Origin of the sequence: Nonomuraea typhae (assembly GCF_009760925.1) — a bacterium.
GTDB lineage: Bacteria > Actinomycetota > Actinomycetes > Streptosporangiales > Streptosporangiaceae > Nonomuraea > Nonomuraea typhae.
In genome coordinates this window covers 134,823-155,503 of the sequence record NZ_VRLV01000001.1, presented here as the reverse complement: position 1 = coordinate 155,503, position 20,681 = coordinate 134,823, and the positions used below count along the sequence as shown (strand labels likewise).

Here is a 20,681-nt window from a genome sequence, read left to right as displayed (position 1 = left end):
ACATGGCAACCGCAGAAGAGAAGCCGGGCCGCATCAAGCAGCTCCGCATGATCGCGCAGATCATCAACCAGGCCAACCCCAAGGGGTTGCCGATCGTGTTCCTCTCGGCGGTCGCCACGCTCGCGGTTGCCGTGGTCATCGGCATCGTCCTCGACCAGCTGGTCTACTCGATCATCCTGGGCATCATGCTGGCCTTCACCGTCGGCCTGGTGGTCTTCGGCCAGCTCGCGCAGCGCGCGCAGTACTCCATCCTGCACGGCCAGACCGGCGCCGCCGCCGCGGTCCTGCAGGGCATGCGGGGCAACTGGCAGGTCACCCCGGCCATCGCGGTCAACCGCGACCAGGACCTCATCCACATGGTCGTCGGCTACCCCGGCGTCGTGCTGGTCTCCGAGGGACCGGGCAACCGGGTGGCGCGCATGCTGACCGCGGAGAAGAAGCGCATCTCGCGGGTGGCGCTCGGCATCGAGATCTACGACATCCAGTGCGGTGACGGCGAGGGCCAGGTGCCGCTGGCCAAGCTGCAGCGGCACATCATGAAGCTGCCGCGCAACCTCAAGAAGCCCGCGGTCAACGAGGTCAAGGACCGGCTGCGGTCCCTGCCCAAGAACATGCCGCTGCCCAAGGGCCCCATGCCGAAGGGCGCGCGCGTGCCGCGCGGCCCCAAGATGCGCTAGTGCTGTCGCAGTCGTCGCGGGCCAACCGCTGGTGGTGGGACGGCAACGCCGACGACTACCAGGGTGAGCACGGCGGTTTCCTCGGTGACGCCCGGTTCGTGTGGTGCCCGGAGGGGCTCGACGAGGCCGATGCCCGCCTGCTGGGCGAGGTGGACGGGCGGGCCGTGCTGGAGATCGGCTGCGGGGCCGCGCAGTGCGCGCGGTGGCTGGCCGGTCAGGGGGCGCGGGTCGCCGCCTTCGACATCTCCCATCGGCAGCTGCGGCACTCCCAGCGGATCGACCTGGAGACCGGGGTCCACGTGCCGGTCGTCCAGGCCGACGCCGAGGCGCTGCCGTACCGTGAGGGTGTGTTCGACCTGGCGTGCTCGGCCTTCGGGGCGTTGCCGTTCGTGGCCGAGCCGTCGGCGGTCTTCCGGGAGGTGCGCCGGGTGCTGCGGCCCGGCGGGCGGTTCGTGTTCTCGGTGAGCCATCCGGTCCGGTGGGCCTTCCCCGACGACCCGGGGCCGCGGGGGCTGACCTCCGATCGGTCCTACTTCGACCGCACGCCGTACACCGAGACCGGGCAGCGCGGCGAGGTCACCTACGTCGAGCACCATCGCACGATGGGCGACTGGGTGGGGTTGCTGGCGGCGGCCGGGCTGCGGCTGGACGGGCTGACCGAGCCCGAGTGGCCGGCGGGGCACGAGCGGGTGTGGGGCGGGTGGAGCCCGCTGCGGGGCCGCCATCTGCCCGGGACCGCGATCTTCAGCTGTAGCGCCTAGCCATGGCGTGGAAGACCGCCTTGGGCTCCCAGCGGGTCTCGTCGAGCATGCGGACCACGCCGTAGGCGCCCAGGTCGTCGGGACCGGGCCGCGTGTAGGTGGCGAAGGTGAACCACAGGGCGGTGTCCACGCCCTCCTGCTCGAAGACGTCCAGCAGGTCGTCGAGGTAGCGGACCTGCTCCTGCTCGTCGGGGACGGCGCCGGCCGGGGGCTGCCAGGCCATGCCGCCGAGCTGCGCGGCCCCTTGATAGGCGCAGGTGCCGAACTCGGTGACGATCACCGGCTTGCCGTGGGCGCGGTGGGCGCGGATCTCCTCGGGGAAGGTCCGCTCGTTGTAGCCGGCCCGGTAGGCGTCGACGCCGACCAGGTCGAACGGGGTCCAGTCGATCGGCTCCCAGGGGGCGCTGGCGTAGGTGACGGGGCCGTCGAAGTGTTTCCTGGCCGTCGCGGCGGCCTCGGCCAGGAAGGCGTTGAGGCGTTCGATGATCGGGCCGAGGTTCTCCCACCAGGCGACCTCGGAGTCGGCCATCGCCTCCAGGCGCTCGGTGTAGGTGTTGCCGGGCATGAAACCCTGGCCGAAGGCGCTGGTCTCGCACCCGGTGACCAGGGTCACGCGGCCGTCGACCGCCCGGGCGCGGCGGGCGCATTCGGCGTAGAGGTCCAGCATCTCCCCGGTGGTCAGGTCCACCGGGAACGGCGCGAAGTACACCTCCAGCCCGGCCGCCGCGGCCTCCTCGGCCGCGACGCTGAGCCGCTCGGGGTTGCCTCCCGACACGCGTACGGCCTGGCAGTGCAGGTCACCGGCGATCACGCGCATCTCCCGGCGTACGGTCTCCCGCTCGAACACCGGGCGGGTGGTGTCCGGCTCCGGCAGGAAACCGGTGTCGTAGTTGATGCCCTTCTTCATGTGCCATATCCCCTTTCCAGCAGGTCGAAGGCCCGGTCCACGTCGGGGCGCAGGGACTCCCCCGCCTCCCGCACGCTCATGCCGCCGGCCAGGCGCTCGAAGAACGCCTCTTGCAGCAGCTGGATCGTGGCCGTGATCTGGGCCGCCATCAGGTCGGCGGTGAGGTCGGCCGGGAAGTGCCAGGTGTCGCGGCCGTCGAGGACCATCGCCAGGGCGGCGCGCTGGCCGTACTGGATGCGCTGGACGGCGGCGATCAGCGCGGGGCTTTCGACGATGACCTTCATCCGGCTGACGAGCTCGCCGATGTCCGCCTCGGCCTCGATGCGCGCGCCGAAGCCCAGGTAGTGCTCGCGCAGGACGCCGAGCACGCTCTGGCCCCTGCGGCGGCCGGCGACGATGCCGGCGATGTCCTCCTCGACGCCCTCCAGGACGAGGGCCTCCTTGCTGGGGAAGTAGTTGAACAGCGTCACCTTGGCCACTCCGGCGGCTTCGGCGATCTCGTTGACCGTGACCGCCTCGAACCCGCGCTCGGCGAACAGGCGCAGGGCGGTGTCGCCGATGTGCTTGCGCCGCTGGGCCTTCTTCTCCTTGCTCACCCCGACCATGACGCCGAGGCTAATCCATACCGAGTTCAAAAGTAAACCCGGTACGGTTTCTAACGAGCCATTGACAACGTTGTCTAAACAGTTTCTCCTTGTGACAACGTTGTCAGGAGGGTCGTATGCGTAGAACGCATCTGACGGTCGTCACGGCCGTCGCCTTAGCGGTGTTCGCGGGGTTATCCGGGGTGGCGGCAGCCGATCCGCCGCCGTCGCCGCTGCCGTCGGACGCGCCGTCCGCGGCCCCCACGCAGCCCGCTCCCATCGAGGAACAGCCGCCCGCCCAGCGCTCCGCCGCGCGCACGGCCGCCGCCGCGCCGCCGCCGGGAGCGCTCTTCTACTCCTCCTTCGAGACCGGGCAAACCCCGCCGACCTGGCTCAACACCGGCGAAGAGGGCAAGCCCTCCGAAGGGATCACCGGCAGCAGCACGGGCGGCATCCCCGGCAACATCACCGACGAGATCGTCGAGATCGCCGCCAGCGGGGAGTTCACCGCCGCGGGCGAGGTCAAGGAGAACCTCCTCGACGGCGACGTCAACACCAAGTGGCTGGTGTTCGCCGGCACCGGATGGGTCTCGGTCAAGCTGGCCAAGCCGATCAAGGTGGTCAGGTACGCCCTGGCCAGCGCCAACGACGCGCCCGAGCGGGATCCCCGCGACTGGCGGCTGGAGGGCTCCGACGACGGGCGGAACTGGACGGCCGTGGACACCCGCGCCGGTGAGACGTTCGACGCCCGGTTCAAGACCCGGGAGTTCGAGGTCGCCGCCGCCGCGCCGTACCTCCACTACCGGCTGAACGTCACCCGCAACGGGTCGGGCGGGATCGTGCAACTGGCCGAGCTGCAGTTGTCCGACGGGGACACCGCGCCCAAGCCGCCCTCGCCGATGCGCACCCTGATCGGCCCCGGGCCGGGCAGCGGGTTCACCGCCAAGCCGCGCGCCGGCTACACCGGGGTCCAGGCGTTCCGGTACTCCGGCAGCACCACCGCCGAGCGCGGCGGGCACGCGACGAACAAGGTGTTCGAGACCGACGTCGAGGTCAAGGCGGACACCGAGCTCACCTACAAGATCTTCCCCGAGTTCACCGGGGCGTCCATGGCCTACCCCAGCACCTACGGCGCGCTGGACCTCGCCTTCGACGACGGCACCTACCTCAGCGGCCTCAAGGCGCAAGACCATCACGGGGTACGGCTCAGCCCACGGGCCCAGGGCGAGTCCAAGACGCTGTATGCCGACCAGTGGAACAACAAGGTCGTCCGGATCGGCGACGTGGCCGAGGGCAAGCGGATCAAGCGCATCCTCGTCGGCTTCGACGCCCCGGCGGGGCCGCTGCCGTTCAAGGGGTGGGTGGACGACGTCCTCATCGCCCCCGCCTCCGGCGAGCGGCCGGCGAGCGTGGCCGACTACGCGGTGACGACCCGGGGCACGAGCTCGACCGGCGGGTTCTCGCGGGGCAACAACTTCCCGGCCACGGCGGTGCCGCACGGGTTCACCTTCTGGACGCCGATGACCGGGTCCGGGTCGAACTCCTGGCTGTACGAGTACCACCGCAACGGCAATCCGGACAACGTGCCCACGATCCAGGCGTTCGCCGCCTCGCACCAGCCGAGCCCGTGGATGGGCGACCGGCAGTCCTTCCAGGTGATGCCGTCGACGCTGGCGCTGCCGAGCGCCGACCGGGTGGCCAGGGCGACGCCGTTCACGCACGACAAGGAGACGGCCCGGCCGTACTCCTACGGGGTGGAGCTGAACAACGGGATCCGCACCGAGATCGCCCCCGCCGACCATTCGGCGGTCTTCCGCTTCACCTTCCCCGGGGACGGCGGCAGCCTGATCTTCGACAACTACGACGACAACGGCGGGCTGACCATCGGGCCCGACGGGGTGGTGACCGGGTACACCGACGCACGCAGCGGCCTGTCGGCGGGGGCGACGCGGATGTTCGTGTACGCCGTCTTCGACCGGCCCGTCACGGCGGGCGGCAAGCTGACCGGCGCCGGGCGCGACAACGTCACCGGATACGTGCGCTTCGCCGACCGGCAGGTCAGCATGCGCATCGCCACCTCGTTCATCGGTGTCGAGCAGGCGCGGCTGAACCTCGCCGAGGTGGCCGACGGGTTCGAGCCGGTGAAGGCGCGGGCCAAGCGGGCCTGGGAGGAGAAGCTCGGGGTGATCGAGGTCGAGGGCGCCTCGCGGGACCAGCTCACGACGTTGTACTCAAACCTGTACCGGTTGTTCCTGTATCCGAACTCCGGGTTCGAGAACACGCCCGACGGGCCCCGGTACGCCAGCCCGGTCTCGCCGCCCACCGGGCAGAACACGCCCACGCAGACCGGTGCGAAGATCGTGGACGGCAAGATCTACGTCAACAACGGGTTCTGGGACACCTATCGGACGACGTGGCCCGCCTACGCCCTGCTGTCACCGCAGGCCGGGGAACTGGTCGACGGCTTCGTCCAGCAGTACCGCGACGGCGGCTGGATCGCCCGCTGGTCCTCCCCCGGCTACGCCGACCTCATGGTGGGCACCAGCTCGGACGTGGCCTTCGCCGACGCCTACACCAAGGGTGTGCGGGGCTTCGACGCCGCCGCGGCCTACCAGGCGGCGCTGCGCAACGCGACCACGGTGCCGCCGAACGCCTCGGTGGGCCGCAAGGGCATGGCCACCTCGCCGTTCCGCGGGTACACGGCGCTGAACGAGACCGGCGAGGCCATGTCGTGGGCGGTGGACGGCTACATCAACGACTTCGGCATCTCGGAGATGGCCAAGGAACTCGCCAAATCCGCCACCGGCCCCCTTAAGTCGAAATATCTCGAAGAAGCCGAATATTTCCGCAGCCGTGCCCTGAACTACGTCCACATGTGGGACCCCGCGACCGGCTTCTTCCAGGGCCGCGACTCCACCGGCAAGTGGCGGCACACCAAGGACACCTACGATCCCCGGGTCTGGGGCTTCGACTACACCGAGACCAACGGCTGGAACATGGCCTTCCACGCCCCCCAGGACGGCGTCGGCCTCGCCAGCCTGTACGGCGGGCGGCCCGCGCTGGCCAAGAAGCTGGACGACTTCTTCGCCACCCCGGAAACGGCCACGCTGCGCGGCTCCTACCCCAGCGTCATCCACGAGATGCGCGAGGCCAGGGACGTGCGCATGGGCCAGTACGGCCACAGCAACCAGCCCAGCCACCACATTCCGTACATGTACACCTACGCGGGCCAGCCGTGGAAGACGCAGGCCAAGGTCCGTGAAGCGCTCTCGCGCCTGTACCTGGGCAGCGAGATCGGCCAGGGCTACGCCGGCGACGAGGACAACGGCGAGATGTCGGCGTGGTACCTGTTCAGCGCGCTCGGCTTCTACCCGCTCCAGATCGGCAGCCCGCACTACACGGTCGGCTCGCCGCTGTTCACCAAGGCCACCGTGCACCTGCCGTCGGGCAAGGACCTGGTGATCAACGCTCCGGGCAACAGCGCGGCCAACGTCTACGTCCAAGGGCTCAAGGTGAACGGCAGGGCGTGGACCTCGACCTCGCTGCCGCACGACCTGCTGGCCGGCGGCGCCGTACTCGACTTCACCATGGGCGCGAAACCGTCCTCGTGGGGCCGGCCGCTGGAGTCGATCACCCCGGACGGCGCGGCGCCGCGCCCGCTGCGCGACCTCCCGGTCAGCGGCGGCCCGGCGGCGCTGTCGGACGACACCTCGGCCACCACCGCCACCCTGACCGGCCCGGTGGTCCTGAAGGCGGGCGCCCGCGAGAGGGCCACGTTCTACACGCTCACCTCGGCGGCCACCGGCCCGGCGGCGTGGACGCTGGAGGGCTCCCTCGACGGGACCACCTGGACGGTCGTGGACCGGCGCGAGAACGAGACGTTCACCTGGGCCCGGCAGACCAGGCCGTTCAAGATCGCCAAACCCGGCCGGTACGCCCACTACCGGCTGACCGCCCCCGGCACCCTGGCCGAGCTGGAACTCCTCGCCCAGCCCGACCCCGCCTGCACGCGGACGATCACCGGCACCCACGCCGGCCCGCTCACCGTGAGCTCCGGCGTGACGTGCCTGGCGGCGGGCGCGAAGGTCACCGGCCCGGTGGTCGTCCGCAAGGGCGCGAGCCTGTACGCGCTGGAGTCCGCGGAGATCGGCGGCCCGCTGACCGCCACGGACGCGGAGAACGTGGCCCTGCTCGGCACGGCCGTGGGCGGTCCCGTGACCGCCACCGGCGTCGCCGCGCTCACGCTCGAAGCGGTCACCGCGGGCGGGCCGATGACGCTGACGGGCAACACCGGGCCGCTGCTGGCCGCCTCCCGGGTGCGTGGCCCGCTCACCTGCTCGGGCAACCGGCCGCCACCGGTCTCCAACGGCCTGCCGAACACGGCCGGCGGGCCCGTGACGGGACAGTGCGCCGCCATGTGAGAGATGCGGCCCGGGCGGGCTACATGTTCACCACGATCGTGTTCGAGGACCGGTCGTGCAGCCCGCGGTTGTCACGGTCGTAGACCACCGCGGGCACCGCCAGCATGAGCAGGACCGTGCGCACGAACACCGGGAACAATCTCGGGACGCCGCCGTCCATGGCGACGACCTTGATCTTCATCAGCCGGTGCCCGAACGTCTGGCCCAGCGTCGTCACCAGCACCAGGTACTGCACCGCGAAGATCGCCGCCGGCAGCCAGGGCGCCTCGGCCGGGCTCGTGCGCAGGATGAGCTGCGCGATGGCCCACGTGCAGATCATCCAGTCGATGACCAGCGCCCCGATCCGCCGCCCCCACCCGGCCACGGCGCCGCTGCCCTCCTCGGGCAAGCCCAGCCGCTGCCCCGGATATCCGAGGTCGACCCCGGCGGCACGCACGCCGCCGAGCCAGGTCTGCGTCCAGCGCGGCTGCTTGTCAGTCATGACACCAACGGTATCCGGCGGGGGCGGTGGTCGCGATTGTGACCCAATCGCGCTTCTGCCAGGGCGTTTCCGCGCGCATGATGTCTCCTCATGGATGACCTCGACGCACGCTTCAAGGAGCTGGTGTCCCAGATTCCGGAGGACGAGCAGCGGCAGATGCGCGAGGCCGCCGCCAAGGCCGCCCGCCAGGCCCGGCCCGCTCCACGGGCGCGCAGGTCCGGCGGCTCGGCGGGGTCCTGGGGTCCGCCCGGTTACGGGGGTGGCCGCCGCCGGCGGGGGTGGCTGGCCGTGGTGGTGGCCTTCGCCGTGCTGGTGTCCGCCGGGTCCGTCCTGGCCTTCCGTCCGGACTTCCTGTCGCCCGCCGTACCGGACGGCCTGCCCTCGATCGAGGACCCGCTGCTGTCGGCGGACCCGCAGATCCCCTCAGACCCGCAGGACCCATCGAACCCGCAGGACCCATCGAACCCGCAGGACCCGTCCAACCCGCAGGATCCGTCCGACCCGCAGGATCCGTCCGACCCGCAGCTCTCAGGAGACCCGCGCCCCTCGGACGGCCCGCGGCCCGCGGACCCCTTCGCGGGCTCGCCGGAGGCGGGTTTCGCCGACGGCGCGGCCGGGTTCGCGATGCCCGCGGCCGAGGCGCTCGGCGGGCTGCCGAAGAAGGACGTCGCCACCGGCCTGGGGCGGGTGCGCGAGCTGATGATCGCCGCCTATCTCGACCCCACGGCCATCATGGGCGGCCCGGCCATCACCCTGCGCGGGGTCCTGGAGCCTGAGCAGCGGGAGATGGCCGACGGGCTGGTCACCGCGTTCGCGCCCGGGACCGCGGAGCTCGCCACCGACGTGATCAAGGTGGACGGCACCACAGAGCTTTCCCCGTACGCGGGCGGCGGCGTCCGCGTCACGGTCAGGTACCGCGTCGTCTACGCCGTCCAGCCGGTCGGCCATCCCCAGCGGGTCGTCCGCCTGGTGGTCCAGCCCCGCGGCACGTTCCGCCTCCGCGAAGGCGGCCGCGTCCTGGTCGAGGACCTCCGCGCCAGCGCGACGCCGGTGCGCTGCGACACCAAGGACCGCTTCATCCACCCGGTCTACCCCGGCTCCGACTCCGGCTGCCGGAACACCATCGAGGCGTGAGCCCCCTTAACAACGGCGAAACACACGAGACACGGCGCGGAAATCGCCTCCCCCTACCGTCGGGCTGATACCCGTCCCCAGGGAGGTTCGAGAGTGTTCAACTCCGCCGACGACGTCCTGAAGTTCATCAGCGACGAAGGGGTGCAGTTCGTCGATGTCAGGTTCACCGACCTGCCGGGGACGACGCACCACTTCACCTTCCCGGTCGAGAACTTCGGCGCCAGCGTCTTCACCGACGGCCTCATGTTCGACGGCTCGTCGATCCGCGGCTTCCAGGCCATCCACGAGTCGGACATGCTGCTGCTGCCCGACCCCGCCAGCGCCGTCCTGGACCCGTTCCGCCAGCACAAGACGCTCAACATCAACTTCTTCGTGCACGACCCGCTGACCGGCGAGGCATACAGCCGCGACCCGCGCAACGTCGCCCGCAAGGCGGAGGAGTACCTCAAGGGCACCGGCATCGCCGATACCGTGTACTTCGGCCCCGAGGCGGAGTTCTACATCTTCGACGACGTGCGCTTCGAGACGCGGGAGAACGCCGGCTACTACTACATCGACTCCATCGAGGGCGCCTGGAACACCGGCAAGGCCACCGAAGGCGGCAACCTCGGCTACAAGCCGCGCTACAAGGGCGGCTACTTCCCGGTGCCGCCGATGGACCACTTCACCGACCTGCGCTCGGAGATGGTCCGCAACCTCATCGAATGCGGCATCGACGTCGAGATGCAGCACCACGAGGTGGGCACCGCCGGCCAGGCCGAGATCGACTTCAGGTTCGGCACGCTGCTCAAGACCGCCGACAACCTGATGCTCTACAAGTACGTCATCAAGAGCACCGCCCTGGAGTACGGCCACACGGTCACCTTCATGCCCAAGCCGATCTTCGGTGACAACGGCTCCGGCATGCACTGCCACCAGTCGCTGTGGAAGGACGGCGCGCCGCTGTTCTACGACGAGGTGGGCTACGCCGGCCTGTCCGACACCGCCCGCTACTACATCGGCGGCCTGCTCAAGCACGCCCCGTCGCTGCTGGCCTTCACCAACCCGACGGTCAACTCCTACCACCGCCTGGTCCCGGGCTACGAGGCGCCGGTCAACCTGGTCTACTCCCAGCGCAACCGCTCGGCCTGCGTGCGCATCCCGATCACCGGCTCCAACCCGAAGGCCAAGCGCATCGAGTTCCGCGTGCCGGACCCCTCGTGCAACCCGTACTTCGCCTTCGCCGCCATGCTCATGGCCGGCATCGACGGCATCCGCAACAAGATCGAGCCGCCGGAGCCGGTCGACAAGGACCTCTACGAGCTGCCGCCCGAGGAGGCCCGCAACATCCCGCAGGTGCCCGGCTCGCTGAGCGAGGTCCTCAGCGCCCTCGAGGCCGACCACGACTACCTGCTCGAGGGCGGCGTGTTCACGCCTGACCTGATCGAGACGTGGATCGCCTACAAGCGCGAGAACGAGGTGGACCCGATCCGGCTGCGGCCGCATCCGCACGAGTTCGAGTTGTACTACGACGTGTAGCCCGCCCCCGCAGGGCGGCCCCGGCCCCGGCATCGGTATCGATGCCGGGGCCATTTTCATGGATCTACATTTTTTCTATATTTAGAACTCTATTCGAGAATTGCATTCGCAATGCCGAAGGAGGGACTTGACGCACACAATTCGCCAATCTAACGTTTGAATACATCAAACGAGGGGGCGGCCGATGTCGCGGTTCTGCGGAATCATTTGCCGATTAACCGATCCGCGTTCAATATGCCCGGCCTGAAGGATCTGCTCCGATCGCTCCGGTCGCGGCTGCGCGGCGGACCGACCCGCGAACCGACACGCGGACGGGCCGCGGACGGCGACGACGCGCCCGCCTGGTGCCGCAATCCCGCCTTTCCCGTCTTCGGCCTCCCTTTCACCTGGGACGTGGTCCGCGGGATCGGCTGCGAGTGCCGGGAACCCACGACCAGGCTGACGCTGACGCACCGGATCTCCGGCGAGGCGGATCTGAACGTCAGCAGCTTCTGGGCGCCGCCGACCTCCCGGGTGGCCAGGTTCCACGCGGCCATGGCCCTGGCCAGGAGAGTGGCGAATCCGTCTCCGGCGCGCGGCATTCGGCAGGACTTCCCCGCCGAGGACGACGCGGAACGCGTCACCGTCTCCATTGACGGAGAAATGGTGGAATTGACGGTGATTCACGCCGGAGAGCATTGGGTGGCGCTGGGCCGGCTGGGCGAGGTGTTCCTCGAACTTGACGCCTCCGGCATATCGATTGCCGACATCGAGCTCACGCGCATCACCGATGCCGGCCCATACCTGAGGTGATTTCATGATGTTTGTCAGGTCGAGGAGATGACGCCTGGGTCTGCACCTGCCCCAGGGGCAGGCCGCACACTCGGGGCATGACGCTGAGCATCGCCGAGGAGTTCGTGCTCCTGGCCTACGGGGACGACGACGGCAAGCCGCTGGTCAAGGAAGAGCGCGTCAAGCTCGTCCTGGTTGCGGCGCTGCTGTCCGAGCTGGCGCTCGATGGGCGCGTGGAGCTGGACGAGGACGGCGGGGTGGCGGTGGCGGACGCCACGCCGACCGGGGATCGGGCCCTGGACGAGGTGCTGGCCGCCATCGCGGAGGTCGGCAGCACGCTGGAGCCGCACCGGTGGTTCGTCCGGCTGCACGCCCGGCAGGAACCCGTCCGGGTGCTCGAGTCGCTGGCCGAGGCGGGCGCGCTGCGGGTGGACCGGCGGCGGAGCTTCGGGGTGTTCGCCAGCACCCGCTATCCGCAGGGCGATCCCGGGTTCGAGCTGGAGATCCGCTCGAGGATCCAGGCGGGGCTCGACGGCGCCGAGGCCGGCGGGCGGACGGCGGCGGTCCTGGCGCTGGTGCACGCGGCGAAGCTGACCGGGCGGCTGTTTCCCGGCGCCGACGCCGCCCGCGTCGAGGAGCTCGTGGCCGGCGACTGGGTCGGCCGGGCGCTCCTCGACTACTACGGGCGCGGCGATCGGGGGAACGTCGTGGAAACGGCTTTCAACACCGTGTTCGGCGACGGCTCGCCCTAACGGCTCAGGCGGTAGAGGACGGTACGGCGCAGCGGGCTGTCCTCGGGCAGGTTCGGGTAGTCGAAGTCGTCGGCCGGGTCCCGGGTCATGCCCAGGCGTTCCATGACCGCTCTCGAGCGGGTGTTGCCCACGTCGGTCATGGAGACGATCTCCTTCAGGCCGGCTTCGGTGAAGCCGAACTCCAGGGCGGCCCGGGCCGCCTCGGTGGCGTAGCCGTGACCCCAGGCGTGCCGGGCCAGGCGCCAGGCCACCTCGACCGCGGGGGTGAAGTGGGCGGGAAAGTCCCAATAGATCAGGCCGGTGAAGCCGATGAAGGCGCCGGTCTCGCGCACCTCCAGCGCCCACAGGCCGTAGCCCTGCCGCTCGAACGCGGCCTCGATGCGGTCGGCGAAACCGTCGCTCTGCTCGCGGGTCAACAGGCTGGGGAAGTGCGCCATCACCTCGGGGTCGGCGTTCAGCGCGGCGAACGGCTCGCGGTCCGCTGCGCGCCAGCGGCGCAGGATCAGTCGCTCGGTGTCCATCCGCTCAACAATAGGACAAAAGCCCCGCCTCTACCGCTTCGCGGTCGTCATGCAGCAAACCGTGCACGGCCTCCTGCAGGGCGAAGGTCGCCGCGTACGCCTGGGCCCGCGCGTCGAGGTCGGGAAAGTGTACGGCCAGCCGTCTCCTGGCCGGTTCGGGGGCGGAGACGGACAGCGCGGCGTAGTCCACGGCCGGGTCGCCGGGGCCGGCGCCGTCCCAGTCCAGGATGCCGGTGATGCGGCCGTCCTCGACGAGCACGTTGGCGCCGCCCAGGTCGCCGTGGACGAAGCCGATGGGGGCGGTGTCGGCCGTCTGCCGCGCCTTCTCGGCCTCGGCCAGCGCCCTGCGGCGCGCCGCCGGGGACAGCAGAGGGGCCACGCGCCGCCGTACCTCCGCCTCGAGCTCGTGCCATTCCGCGCGCCAGGCCGTACCGCCTGCTGCCGGGACGGCGGCGAGGCGGCGCAGGAGGGCGGCCGGGGCGTCGGGGTCCAGCGGCGTGTCCGGGGTCAGCGGGACGCCCGGGAGCAGGCGCGTGACCAGGCAGCCGGGGCGGACCTCGACCACCTCGGGGGCGGGCAGGCCGTGGGCGCGGGCCAGGGTGATGCGCTCGGCCAGCGGCGCCACGGGCGCGTCGTAGCGGGGGAAGCGCCAGGCCAGGCCGGTCGCGTCGTCGAGGACGACGTCGGCGTGCTCACCGCCGAGCAGGCGCAGGGCGGCTGCGGGGCGGCCCATGGCACGGGCGTAGTCCTCGATCCTGCGCATATGGTGATCTTATCGGCGCAGCTTGATGCCGGTGATGCGGCGCAGGAGGTCCCACCAGAACGACGCGCCGAACAGCAGTGCCACGTAGGTGAGCAGGAAGCCGGGCCAGTGGCTGGGCGTGGTCAGGCGGTCCCACCACACGGCGCCGTTCCAGCGCACGCCGGGGTCGCCGCTGGCTGGGAACGTCAGGCTCACGATCGCGTGGTCGAAGATCTTGACCAGGGCCGGTGAGCTCAGCGTCTCGGTGAGGCAGTCGGTCAGCTGGACGTCGGCGGTGCACTTCCGCTTCAGCTCGGCGACCGTGGCCGGGTCGCCGGAGGCCACCGCGGCCACGCCGGTGCGCAGCGCGTTGTCGCGCAGCAGCGTCTTGGCGTACTGCAGGCCGTCCACGCTGAACAGCAGCACCACGACCAGGCCGAGCGCGGCCATGACCCATTTGACGTAGCGCTTGTACAGCAGCGACAGGCGCTGCATCTCGCCGTCGAACCAGGTCTCCACCCCCTGCCGGAACCGGTCGAGGTCGCGCTGGGCGCCCTCCCAGACCCCGAGGAGGTGGCCGTACAGCGGGCTTTTCATCGCCTTCAGCTTGGCCAGCCAGCCCTCGACGCCGCCCGGGTCGGAGGCGGCCAGTTCCAGCATCGCGACCGCGAACCGGCCGGGCGGGATGTTGGCGATGCTGGTCCTGCCCGTCTTCGGATGGTCGATCTCGCGGACCCGCTCGTACAGCAGCGTGGTCATCTCGTCGCCGGACTTGGTCTCGGGCGCGGGCATCGTCGACTCCACCGGCGCCGGCTGGTCGCTGTGGGCGGGCCGAGGGTCGCGGGAGAACGGCAGCACGGCGAACACGTCGCGGATCTTGGCAGGCAGCCACGCCCGCCCCTTGTCGGCGCCGTCCATGGTGTCGCGCAGATACGCCCACAGGAACTTGCTGCGGATCGCCAGCAGCCGGACGATCCCCTCGTTGATGCCGCTGACCAGCAGCGACAGCAGCAGGAACGTCAGGATCAGGCCGATGGCCAGGTCAATGTAAAGAGACAGCAAAAAGGATCACCCCCGCGCTTTGATACACCCGGCGCGGAAAGCCCGCAACGCAATGCGACGGATCGGAACGCATCTGCTGCCGGCGTGCTCATACTGGGCTATGACCCAGGACGCGGCGGGCGAGCGGGCTGTGGCGGCCGAGAGCATCGGCGAGCGCGCGATCGTCATTCCAGGCGATCACAACACCGTCCATGTCGGGACGCCCGCGGCCGCCGGGCAGCTCGTCGTGGGCGACATCCCGCAGCGTCCGCCCGCCTTCCAGGAACGGCCCGGCATCATGTCCGGGCTGCGGGCCGACGACCGGGTGAGCGTGGTCCGCTCGGTCACCGGGGCGCCGGGGGTCGGCAAGACCACCATGGCCGCCGCGTACGCCCGCGAGTGCCAGGCGGCTGGGTTCGCCGTCGTGGCCTGGATTCACGCCGAGACCCACGACCAGATCGTCACCGGGCTGGGCCGGCTGGCCGGGCGGGCCGGGCTGCGTGAGTCCGGCGACTCCACGGTGGAGGCGGCCGAGAAGGCGCACGACTGGCTGGCCGCCCAGACGCGGCCCTGCCTGCTGGTCTTCGACAACGCCGCCGGGGTGGCCGAGCTGCGCCGCTGGGTTCCGGCCACCGGCAACGTCCAGACCGTCATCACCACCCGGGACCGTGCCTTCGACCGGCTGGGCGCGCGGGTGCCGGTGGAGGTGTTCACCGAGCGGGAGTCGGTCGCCTTCCTGGAGCGGGCGACCGGGCTCGGCGACCCCTCGGGGGCAGCCGCCCTCGCGCGGGAGCTCGGCCACCTGGCGCTGGCCCTCGCGCAGGCCGCGGCGCTGATCGAGGAGCGCGGCACGCCGTACGCCGGCTATCTCGCCTCGCTGCGGCGGGTGCCGCTCGACCGGAACCTGCGGCGGATCGAGGGCGACGCCTATCCCGACAGCGTGGTTCAGGCGGTGATCCTGGCCGTCGAGGCGGCCGAGGCCGAGGTGGCCGGCGCGGCCGAGCTGCTGAGCGCGATCTCCGTGCTGTCGCCCGACGGGGTGCCCACGTACCTGCTGGGCCCGGCGGAGGACGACGACGTCCGGGATCTGCTCGCCGCGCTCGCCCGGCGCTCGTTGCTGTCCTGGAGTCAGGATCGGTTATCGGTGGTGGCCCACCGGGTGACGCAGCGGGTCCTGCGCGAACGCGATCCCGGGGCGACGCGGCGGGCCGTCGATCGGGCGACCGTCCTGCTGACCGCCTACCGGCCCACGGACATGTGGGTGAAACGGGACCGCTGGGAGTCGTTCGTCACCCAGACCGAGGCGGTCTACCGGCACGCCGCCGGGCGGGCCGTACCCGATCTGATCTCCCTGCTGCAGCTGGCCATCGCGTACAAGGGCCGGCACTCCAGCAACGCGGAGGCCGTGCGGATCTACGAGGACTGCCTGGCCGACTTCACGCGGGTGCTCGGGCCGGATGACGCGGCGACCCTCAACGTGCGCTCCGACCTCGCCTTCTCCTACAGCCATCTGCGGCAGCCGGAGCGGGCCATCGAGCTCTACCAGCAGTCCATCGCCGACCACATCCGGGTGTTCGGCAGCGACCACCCCGGGACGCTCAAGGCGTATGCCGGACTGGCCGGGGCGCACAGCCTCAACAACGATCCGATGTCGGCCATGCCCATGTACGAGCGGGCGGTGAACGAGCACACCCGGATCCTCGGGCCCGCGCATCGCACGACGCTGGGCCAGCGGAACCTCCTGGCGCTGACCGTCAGCCACACCGGGGACCATCCCCGGGCGATCACGCTGATGGAGGCCACGCTCGTCGACTGCGAGCGGGAGCTGGGGGTGGACGATCCCGACACGCTGATGGCCGGTCGGGGGCTGGCGATGGTGGCGGGGAACGCCGGGGACGACGAGCGGGCCACTCTTCTGTACCGGGAGTGCGTGGCCGGGTACGAGCGGGTGCTCGGGGCGGACAACATGTTCACCCTGCAGACGAAGGCGGTGTTCGCCGAGTACCTGGCGCTGACCGGGCGGCCGGAGCCGGCGCGGGAGCTGTACGCGGAGATCATGGAGATCGCCGAGCGGGTGCTCGGGGCCGGGCACGGGGTGACCGAGCAGGCGCGCGAGCAGCTGGACAGGCTCGCCGGGCCCGGCAGGTAGGGGCTCAGCCGCCGTAGAAGACGTCTTCCATCACCTGGCGGGCGCGGCGGGTGACCCGGCGGTAGTCGTTCAGGAAGTCCTCCGAGCCGTCGGGCGGGTAGCCGAGCGTGCGCGCGACCAGGCGCCGCTCGCGGGCGTCCACGGGGACGCTGTCACCCGGGCGGCCCTTGATCAGCATGATCGCGTCCCTGATCCGGGAGGCGAAGCGCCAGGCCCCGGTCAGTTCCCCGGCGTCGGCCGGGCCGAGCAGCTCCGCCGCCACCGCCGCGCGCAGCGTCTCCAGGGTCCTGGTCGTGCGCAGGGACGGATGCTCGTGCGCGTGCCGGAGCTGCAGGAGCTGGGCGACCCACTCGACGTCGGACAGCCCGCCGGGGCCGAGCTTGGTGTGCAGGGCCGGATCGGCGCCGCGCGGCAGCCGCTCGGCCTCCATTCTGGCCTTCAGCCGCCGGATCTCCCGGACGGCGTCGTCCCCGATCCCGCCCGCCGGGTAGCGGATCCGGTCGATCATCTCCGTGAACTCCGCCCCCAGGCCGGCGTCCCCGGCCGAGAACCGGGCGCGCAGCAGGGCCTGCGACTCCCAGGGGGACGACCACCTCGCGTAGTAGGCCGCGTAGGAGGCCAGGGTGCGCACCAGCGGGCCCTGGCGGCCCTCTGGGCGCAGGTCGGGGTCGATGAGCAGGGGCGGGTCGGGGGCCGGGAGGGCGAGGAGGCGGCGCACCTCGTTGGCCACCGCGAAGGCCGCGTCCGTGGCGTCCCGCTCCGCTTCAGCGGGCAGTGGCGCGTGGACGAACATCACGTCGGCGTCGCTGGCGTACGAGCACTCCATGCCGCCCAGCCGTCCCATGGCGATCACCGCGACGCGGGTCGGGAGGGGTGCGCGGCGTTCCAGGGTGACCTTGGCCACGGCCGCGTCCAGCGCCGCCCGGATGGTGACGTCGTTGAGCTCCGACAGGGCGACGCCCACCTGCTCGATGTCGAGGAGGCCGGAGATGTCGGCGACAGCCGTACGGAAGAGCTCCTTGCGGCGCAGCGCCCGCACGGCGCCCACGGCCGATTCGGCGTCGTCGTGCCGTGAGACGGCGGCGCCGGCCTCGGCCAGCAGCGCGGCGGCGGGGCGGGCGGCGAGCTCGGCGTCGGAGCCCAGCAGCGGGACCGCCTCGGGGGCGTGCGTGAGCAGGCCGGTCGCATACCGGCTGGTGCCCAGGACGCGGGCCATCCGGCTGGCCACGGCGGTCTCGTCGCGCAGCAGGCGCAGGTACCACGGCGTGGAGCCGAGCTTGTCGCTGACCTGGCGGAAGCCGAGCAGGCCGGCGTCCGGGTCCGGGGTGCCGGCGAACCAGCCGAGCATGACCGGCAGCAGCGTGCGCTGGATGGCCGCGCGCCGCGAGACGCCGCTGGTGAGGGCGGCGATGTGGCGCAGCGCGCCCGCCGGGTCCACGTAGCCGAGCGCCTCCAGGCGGGCCATCGCGGCGGACGTGGACAGGCGGGCCTCCGACTCCGGCAGTCTCGCGACCGCCTGGAGCAGCGGACGGTAGAACAGTTTCTCGTGCAGGCGCCGGGCCTCCATCGCGTGCCGGCGCCAGCGGCCGGTGAACTCGCCCACCGGGTCGACCTGCGTGCCCAGCGCGCGGCCGAGGCGGCGCAGGTCCTCCTCGGCGGCGGGCAGCACGTGGGTGCGGCGCAACCGGTGCAGCTGGAGCAGGTGCTCGACCCGGCGCAGGAACGTGTACGCCTCGGCGAGGCCGCGCGCGTCCTCCCTGCCCACGTATCCGCCCCTGGACAGCGCGGCCAGCGCCGGGAGCGTCGCCTTGCGGCGCAGCAGCGGGTCGAGGCGGCCGTGCACGAGCTGCAGCAGTTGCACGGCGAACTCGATGTCGCGCAGCCCGCCGGGGCCGAGCTTGATCTGCCGCTCCCCCTCCGCCCGGACGTGCTCCTCCACCCGGCGGCGCATCGCCTGGACGTCCTCGACGAAGTTCTCCCGGGTGGCGGCCGACCAGACCAGGTCGTTCACGGCCGAGACGTAGGCGGCGCCCAGCTCGGCGTCCCCCGCGACCGGCCGGGCCTTGAGCAACGCCTGGAACTCCCACGTCTTGGCCCAGCGGCGGTAGTACGCCAGGTGGCTGGCCAGGGTCCGGACCAGCGGCCCCGAGCGGCCCTCCGGCCGCAGCCCCGCGTCCACCTCCCACAGCGCGCCCTCGGAGGTGGCCGCCGAGCAGGCCCGCATCATCGCCTGGGCCAGCCGGGTGGCGGTACGCAGCGCCTTGGTCTCGTCGGCGCCCTCGTGCGGTTCGGCGACGAACACGACGTCGACGTCGCTGATGTAGTTGAGCTCGCGGGCGCCGCATTTGCCCATGCCGATGACGGCCAGCCGGACCGGCTCCGCGCCGTCGCCGGCCTCGGCCCGCGCGATGGCGAGCGCCGCCTCCAGCGCCGCGCCCGCGAGGTCGGACAGCTCGGCGGTCACCTCGGCGTGGGCGGCCGCGCCGGTGAGGTCGCGGGCGGCCAGGTGCAGGAGCCGTCCCCGGTAGGCGACGCGGAGCGCCACGAGCGCGTCGTCCGCGCCGGCGCGGGACTCGGGCGCGGCGGGATCGGCGCCGACCGCGCGCAGCAGCTCCTCGCGCGGATCCCCCAGTTCGGGTACGGCCAGCAGCGCCGTCTGACCGGGATGCCGGACCAGGTGTTCCCCGAGCGCGGCGCTCACTCCCAGCACGGCGAACAGTCGCTCCCGCAGCGGCCGGTCGCCGGACAGGGTGCGCAGAACGCCGGGGTCGCGCTCGGCCAGCCGGGTGAGCGAGGTCAGCGCGAGGTCCGGGTCGGCCACCCGGACCAGGTCCTGCAGGAGTTCCTCGGCCTCGGGGGTGTCGAGGGTGGCGGCCAGGCGGGCGGCCCGGGCGCCGTCGGCGAAGCCGAGCTTGGCCAGGCGGGCTGCGGTGGACTCGATCCTCGGCACGGTCCCATCTTGACAGGCGGCCTTTGGCGCGACCTAAAGTAGGACGCAACGTTGCGTTGCATTTCTGTGGAGGAGACGGTCATGGGCGAGGTTCCGGCGACGGTGACGTGGGGGCTGCTGGCCGCGTGGGCGGTGCACGACGCGGAGGAGCTGGCCACGATGGCCGCCTGGATGCGGGAGAACCGGGCGCAGTTGGAGGAGCGGTTTCCCCGGGTTCCGTGGGGGCGCTTCGAGCTGTCGCAGAAGCAGGTCAACGTGGCGATCGGGCTGATGGCGGGGGTGATCGCGGGGGCGGCGGCGGACGGGGCGCGGACGGGCGGGCGGAGCCCGGTGTTCCAGTCGGTGCTCGCCGGGTTCGGGCTGCACGGGCTGGTGCACCTGGCGCAGGCCGCGATCGTGCGCGGTTACACGCCGGGGGTGGTGACCTCGCCGCTGATGGTGCTGCCGTTCTCCGTCTGGGCGTGGCGGCGGTTGAAGGCCGCGGGGGTGCCGGTGCGCGGGAGCGCGGCCGGGCTGATGGCATTCCCCGCGGTGGTGGGCGGGGTGCACGCGCTGGCCCGTCTGGCCACCCGGCCGCGGAAGGCGCGGGTCAGCGGCCGGTGGTTCTGACGATCCCGGCGAACGCCTCCGCGACCGGGCGCCAGGTCGCCACGAGGTCGGCGTCGGCGGCCTTCACCTCGGCGGCCAGGGCCGGGTCCCGGCCGGTGGCGGCGATCCAGCCGGCGAAGATCTCCGGCGTGACCTCCGGGTGGAACTGCACCCCCCAGGCACGCTCCCCCAGCCGGAACGCCTGGTGGGGGTAGCGCTCGCCGGTCATGAGGAGGGTCGCCCCCTCGGGCAGGGAGGTCATCGCGTCGCCGTGGAACTGGGCGGCCACGGCTTCCGCCCGGACGACCGGCGACAGGAGCGGGTCGTCCTGCGCGGCGGGGAGGAAGGTGAGGGCGCAGGTGCCGACCTCGACGCCCGCGGCGCCGCGTTCGACGGTGCCGCCGCAGGCCAGGGCCATGAGCTGGGCGCCGAGGCAGATGCCGAGCACCGGGAGGCCGCCGGCGACGGACCGGCGGATGAGGGCGCGGGTGGCGGGGAGCCAGGGGCAGCGCTCGTCCTCCCAGGCGGCCATCTCCCCGCCGAGGACGATGAGGCCGTCGGCGGCGTGTTCGGGCACGGGCTCGCCGAGGTAGGGGCGGATGACGTCGCAGGGAAGGCCGAGCCAGGCGGCGAAGTAGCCGAGGGGCGCGTCGGCCTCATGTTCGATGACGGTAATCCGCATAT

General features: G+C 71.7%; 17 protein-coding genes. 9 read left to right on the top strand and 8 right to left on the bottom strand.

Annotated elements, in window-relative coordinates; genetic code table 11:
- Nucleotides 1-2: 2 nt before the first annotated feature.
- Nucleotides 3-677 (top strand): DUF4191 domain-containing protein, encoded by a 675-nt coding sequence (locus FVE25_RS00735; protein ID WP_157244397.1) that lies wholly within the window; start codon nt 3-5, stop codon nt 675-677.
- Nucleotides 677-1,438, top strand: coding sequence for a class I SAM-dependent methyltransferase (locus FVE25_RS00730; RefSeq protein ID WP_157244396.1), 762 nt, complete (start codon nt 677-679; stop codon nt 1,436-1,438). Before FVE25_RS00735 ends, FVE25_RS00730 begins: the two co-directional genes overlap by 1 nt.
- Here FVE25_RS00730 and FVE25_RS00725 read toward each other — a convergent pair.
- Both FVE25_RS00725 and FVE25_RS00720 read right to left on the bottom strand, forming a co-directional pair.
- On the bottom strand, nt 1,422-2,345 hold the full coding sequence (locus tag FVE25_RS00725; RefSeq protein ID WP_157244395.1) for a glycoside hydrolase family 113 protein: 924 nt from the start codon (nt 2,343-2,345) through the stop codon (nt 1,422-1,424). The two genes, FVE25_RS00730 and FVE25_RS00725, sit on opposite strands and share 17 nt — an antisense overlap.
- A complete protein-coding gene (locus FVE25_RS00720) occupies nt 2,342-2,950 on the bottom strand; it encodes a TetR family transcriptional regulator (protein WP_157244394.1) in 609 nt (202 codons plus the stop codon). Before FVE25_RS00720 ends, FVE25_RS00725 begins: the two co-directional genes overlap by 4 nt.
- Before the next feature lie 116 nt (nt 2,951-3,066).
- On the opposite strand from FVE25_RS00720, the gene FVE25_RS00715 reads away from it, so the two are divergent.
- Nucleotides 3,067-7,350 (top strand): GH92 family glycosyl hydrolase, encoded by a 4,284-nt coding sequence (locus FVE25_RS00715; protein ID WP_157244393.1) that lies wholly within the window; start codon nt 3,067-3,069, stop codon nt 7,348-7,350.
- 19 nt (nt 7,351-7,369) lie between these two features.
- On the opposite strand, the gene FVE25_RS00710 is transcribed toward FVE25_RS00715, so the two are convergent.
- Nucleotides 7,370-7,831 carry an RDD family protein gene (locus FVE25_RS00710; RefSeq protein ID WP_157244392.1) on the bottom strand — a complete coding sequence of 154 codons (462 nt, stop codon included), beginning with the start codon at nt 7,829-7,831 and terminating at the stop codon, nt 7,370-7,372.
- Nucleotides 7,832-7,921: 90 nt separating this feature from the next.
- Here FVE25_RS00710 and FVE25_RS00705 point away from each other — a divergent pair, with 90 nt between their 5' ends.
- From FVE25_RS00705 to FVE25_RS00690, 4 genes are all read left to right on the top strand, one after another.
- Nucleotides 7,922-8,965, top strand: coding sequence for a hypothetical protein (locus FVE25_RS00705; RefSeq protein ID WP_157244391.1), 1,044 nt, complete (start codon nt 7,922-7,924; stop codon nt 8,963-8,965).
- A gap of 93 nt (nt 8,966-9,058) precedes the next feature.
- Nucleotides 9,059-10,483: a type I glutamate--ammonia ligase gene (gene glnA, locus FVE25_RS00700; RefSeq protein WP_157244390.1), complete on the top strand. Its 1,425-nt coding sequence runs from the start codon at nt 9,059-9,061 to the stop codon at nt 10,481-10,483.
- Between the two features lie 234 nt (nt 10,484-10,717).
- Complete coding sequence (locus FVE25_RS00695; RefSeq protein WP_157244389.1) at nt 10,718-11,275, top strand: hypothetical protein; 558 nt, start codon at nt 10,718-10,720, stop codon at nt 11,273-11,275.
- 77 nt (nt 11,276-11,352) lie between these two features.
- Nucleotides 11,353-12,006 (top strand): GOLPH3/VPS74 family protein, encoded by a 654-nt coding sequence (locus tag FVE25_RS00690; RefSeq protein ID WP_157244388.1) that lies wholly within the window; start codon nt 11,353-11,355, stop codon nt 12,004-12,006.
- Here the strand turns inward: FVE25_RS00690 and FVE25_RS00685 are convergent.
- From FVE25_RS00685 to FVE25_RS00675, 3 genes are read right to left on the bottom strand one after another with little or no spacing between them, the layout of a single operon-like run.
- A complete protein-coding gene (locus FVE25_RS00685; RefSeq protein WP_157244387.1) occupies nt 12,003-12,527 on the bottom strand; it encodes a GNAT family N-acetyltransferase in 525 nt (174 codons plus the stop codon). The two genes, FVE25_RS00690 and FVE25_RS00685, sit on opposite strands and share 4 nt — an antisense overlap.
- A 4-nt stretch (nt 12,528-12,531) precedes the next feature.
- The gene (locus FVE25_RS00680; RefSeq protein WP_157244386.1) at nt 12,532-13,290 is read right to left on the bottom strand and encodes a phosphotransferase; all 759 of its coding nucleotides are present in this window, start codon (nt 13,288-13,290) and stop codon (nt 12,532-12,534) included.
- A gap of 9 nt (nt 13,291-13,299) precedes the next feature.
- The gene (locus tag FVE25_RS00675) at nt 13,300-14,331 is read right to left on the bottom strand and encodes a hypothetical protein (RefSeq protein WP_157244385.1); all 1,032 of its coding nucleotides are present in this window, start codon (nt 14,329-14,331) and stop codon (nt 13,300-13,302) included.
- Between the two features lie 100 nt (nt 14,332-14,431).
- Here FVE25_RS00675 and FVE25_RS00670 point away from each other — a divergent pair, with 100 nt between their 5' ends.
- Nucleotides 14,432-16,459: a tetratricopeptide repeat protein gene (locus tag FVE25_RS00670; protein ID WP_181019409.1), complete on the top strand. Its 2,028-nt coding sequence runs from the start codon at nt 14,432-14,434 to the stop codon at nt 16,457-16,459.
- A 4-nt stretch (nt 16,460-16,463) separates the two neighbouring features.
- Here the strand turns inward: FVE25_RS00670 and FVE25_RS00665 are convergent, their stop codons facing one another.
- Nucleotides 16,464-19,409 carry a bifunctional [glutamine synthetase] adenylyltransferase/[glutamine synthetase]-adenylyl-L-tyrosine phosphorylase gene (locus FVE25_RS00665; protein WP_157244383.1) on the bottom strand — a complete coding sequence of 982 codons (2,946 nt, stop codon included), beginning with the start codon at nt 19,407-19,409 and terminating at the stop codon, nt 16,464-16,466.
- 81 nt (nt 19,410-19,490) lie between these two features.
- Here FVE25_RS00665 and FVE25_RS00660 point away from each other — a divergent pair, with 81 nt between their 5' ends.
- Nucleotides 19,491-20,018, top strand: a complete 528-nt coding sequence (locus FVE25_RS00660; protein ID WP_181019408.1) for an HXXEE domain-containing protein — start codon at nt 19,491-19,493, stop codon at nt 20,016-20,018.
- Here the strand turns inward: FVE25_RS00660 and FVE25_RS00655 are convergent.
- A complete protein-coding gene (locus FVE25_RS00655; RefSeq protein WP_157244382.1) occupies nt 19,999-20,679 on the bottom strand; it encodes a type 1 glutamine amidotransferase in 681 nt (226 codons plus the stop codon). The two genes, FVE25_RS00660 and FVE25_RS00655, sit on opposite strands and share 20 nt — an antisense overlap.
- Nucleotides 20,680-20,681: the final 2 nt, after the last annotated feature.

Excerpts from the sequence above, each read along its gene's own strand:
- FVE25_RS00710 (WP_157244392.1), bottom strand. The coding sequence starts at position 7,831 with ATGACTGACAAGCAGCCGCGCTGGACGCAGACCTGGCTCGGCGGCGTG.
- FVE25_RS00685 (WP_157244387.1), bottom strand. The coding sequence starts at position 12,527 with ATGGACACCGAGCGACTGATCCTGCGCCGCTGGCGCGCAGCGGACCGC.
- FVE25_RS00735 (WP_157244397.1), top strand. The coding sequence starts at position 3 with ATGGCAACCGCAGAAGAGAAGCCGGGCCGCATCAAGCAGCTCCGCATG.
- FVE25_RS00655 (WP_157244382.1), bottom strand. The coding sequence starts at position 20,679 with ATGCGGATTACCGTCATCGAACATGAGGCCGACGCGCCCCTCGGCTAC.
- FVE25_RS00690 (WP_157244388.1), top strand. The coding sequence starts at position 11,353 with ATGACGCTGAGCATCGCCGAGGAGTTCGTGCTCCTGGCCTACGGGGAC.
- FVE25_RS00715 (WP_157244393.1), top strand. The coding sequence starts at position 3,067 with ATGCGTAGAACGCATCTGACGGTCGTCACGGCCGTCGCCTTAGCGGTG.
- FVE25_RS00695 (WP_157244389.1), top strand. The coding sequence starts at position 10,718 with ATGCCCGGCCTGAAGGATCTGCTCCGATCGCTCCGGTCGCGGCTGCGC.
- FVE25_RS00660 (WP_181019408.1), top strand. The coding sequence starts at position 19,491 with ATGGGCGAGGTTCCGGCGACGGTGACGTGGGGGCTGCTGGCCGCGTGG.
- FVE25_RS00725 (WP_157244395.1), bottom strand. The coding sequence starts at position 2,345 with ATGAAGAAGGGCATCAACTACGACACCGGTTTCCTGCCGGAGCCGGAC.
- FVE25_RS00670 (WP_181019409.1), top strand. The coding sequence starts at position 14,432 with ATGACCCAGGACGCGGCGGGCGAGCGGGCTGTGGCGGCCGAGAGCATC.
- FVE25_RS00705 (WP_157244391.1), top strand. The coding sequence starts at position 7,922 with ATGGATGACCTCGACGCACGCTTCAAGGAGCTGGTGTCCCAGATTCCG.
- FVE25_RS00720 (WP_157244394.1), bottom strand. The coding sequence starts at position 2,950 with ATGGTCGGGGTGAGCAAGGAGAAGAAGGCCCAGCGGCGCAAGCACATC.
- FVE25_RS00680 (WP_157244386.1), bottom strand. The coding sequence starts at position 13,290 with ATGCGCAGGATCGAGGACTACGCCCGTGCCATGGGCCGCCCCGCAGCC.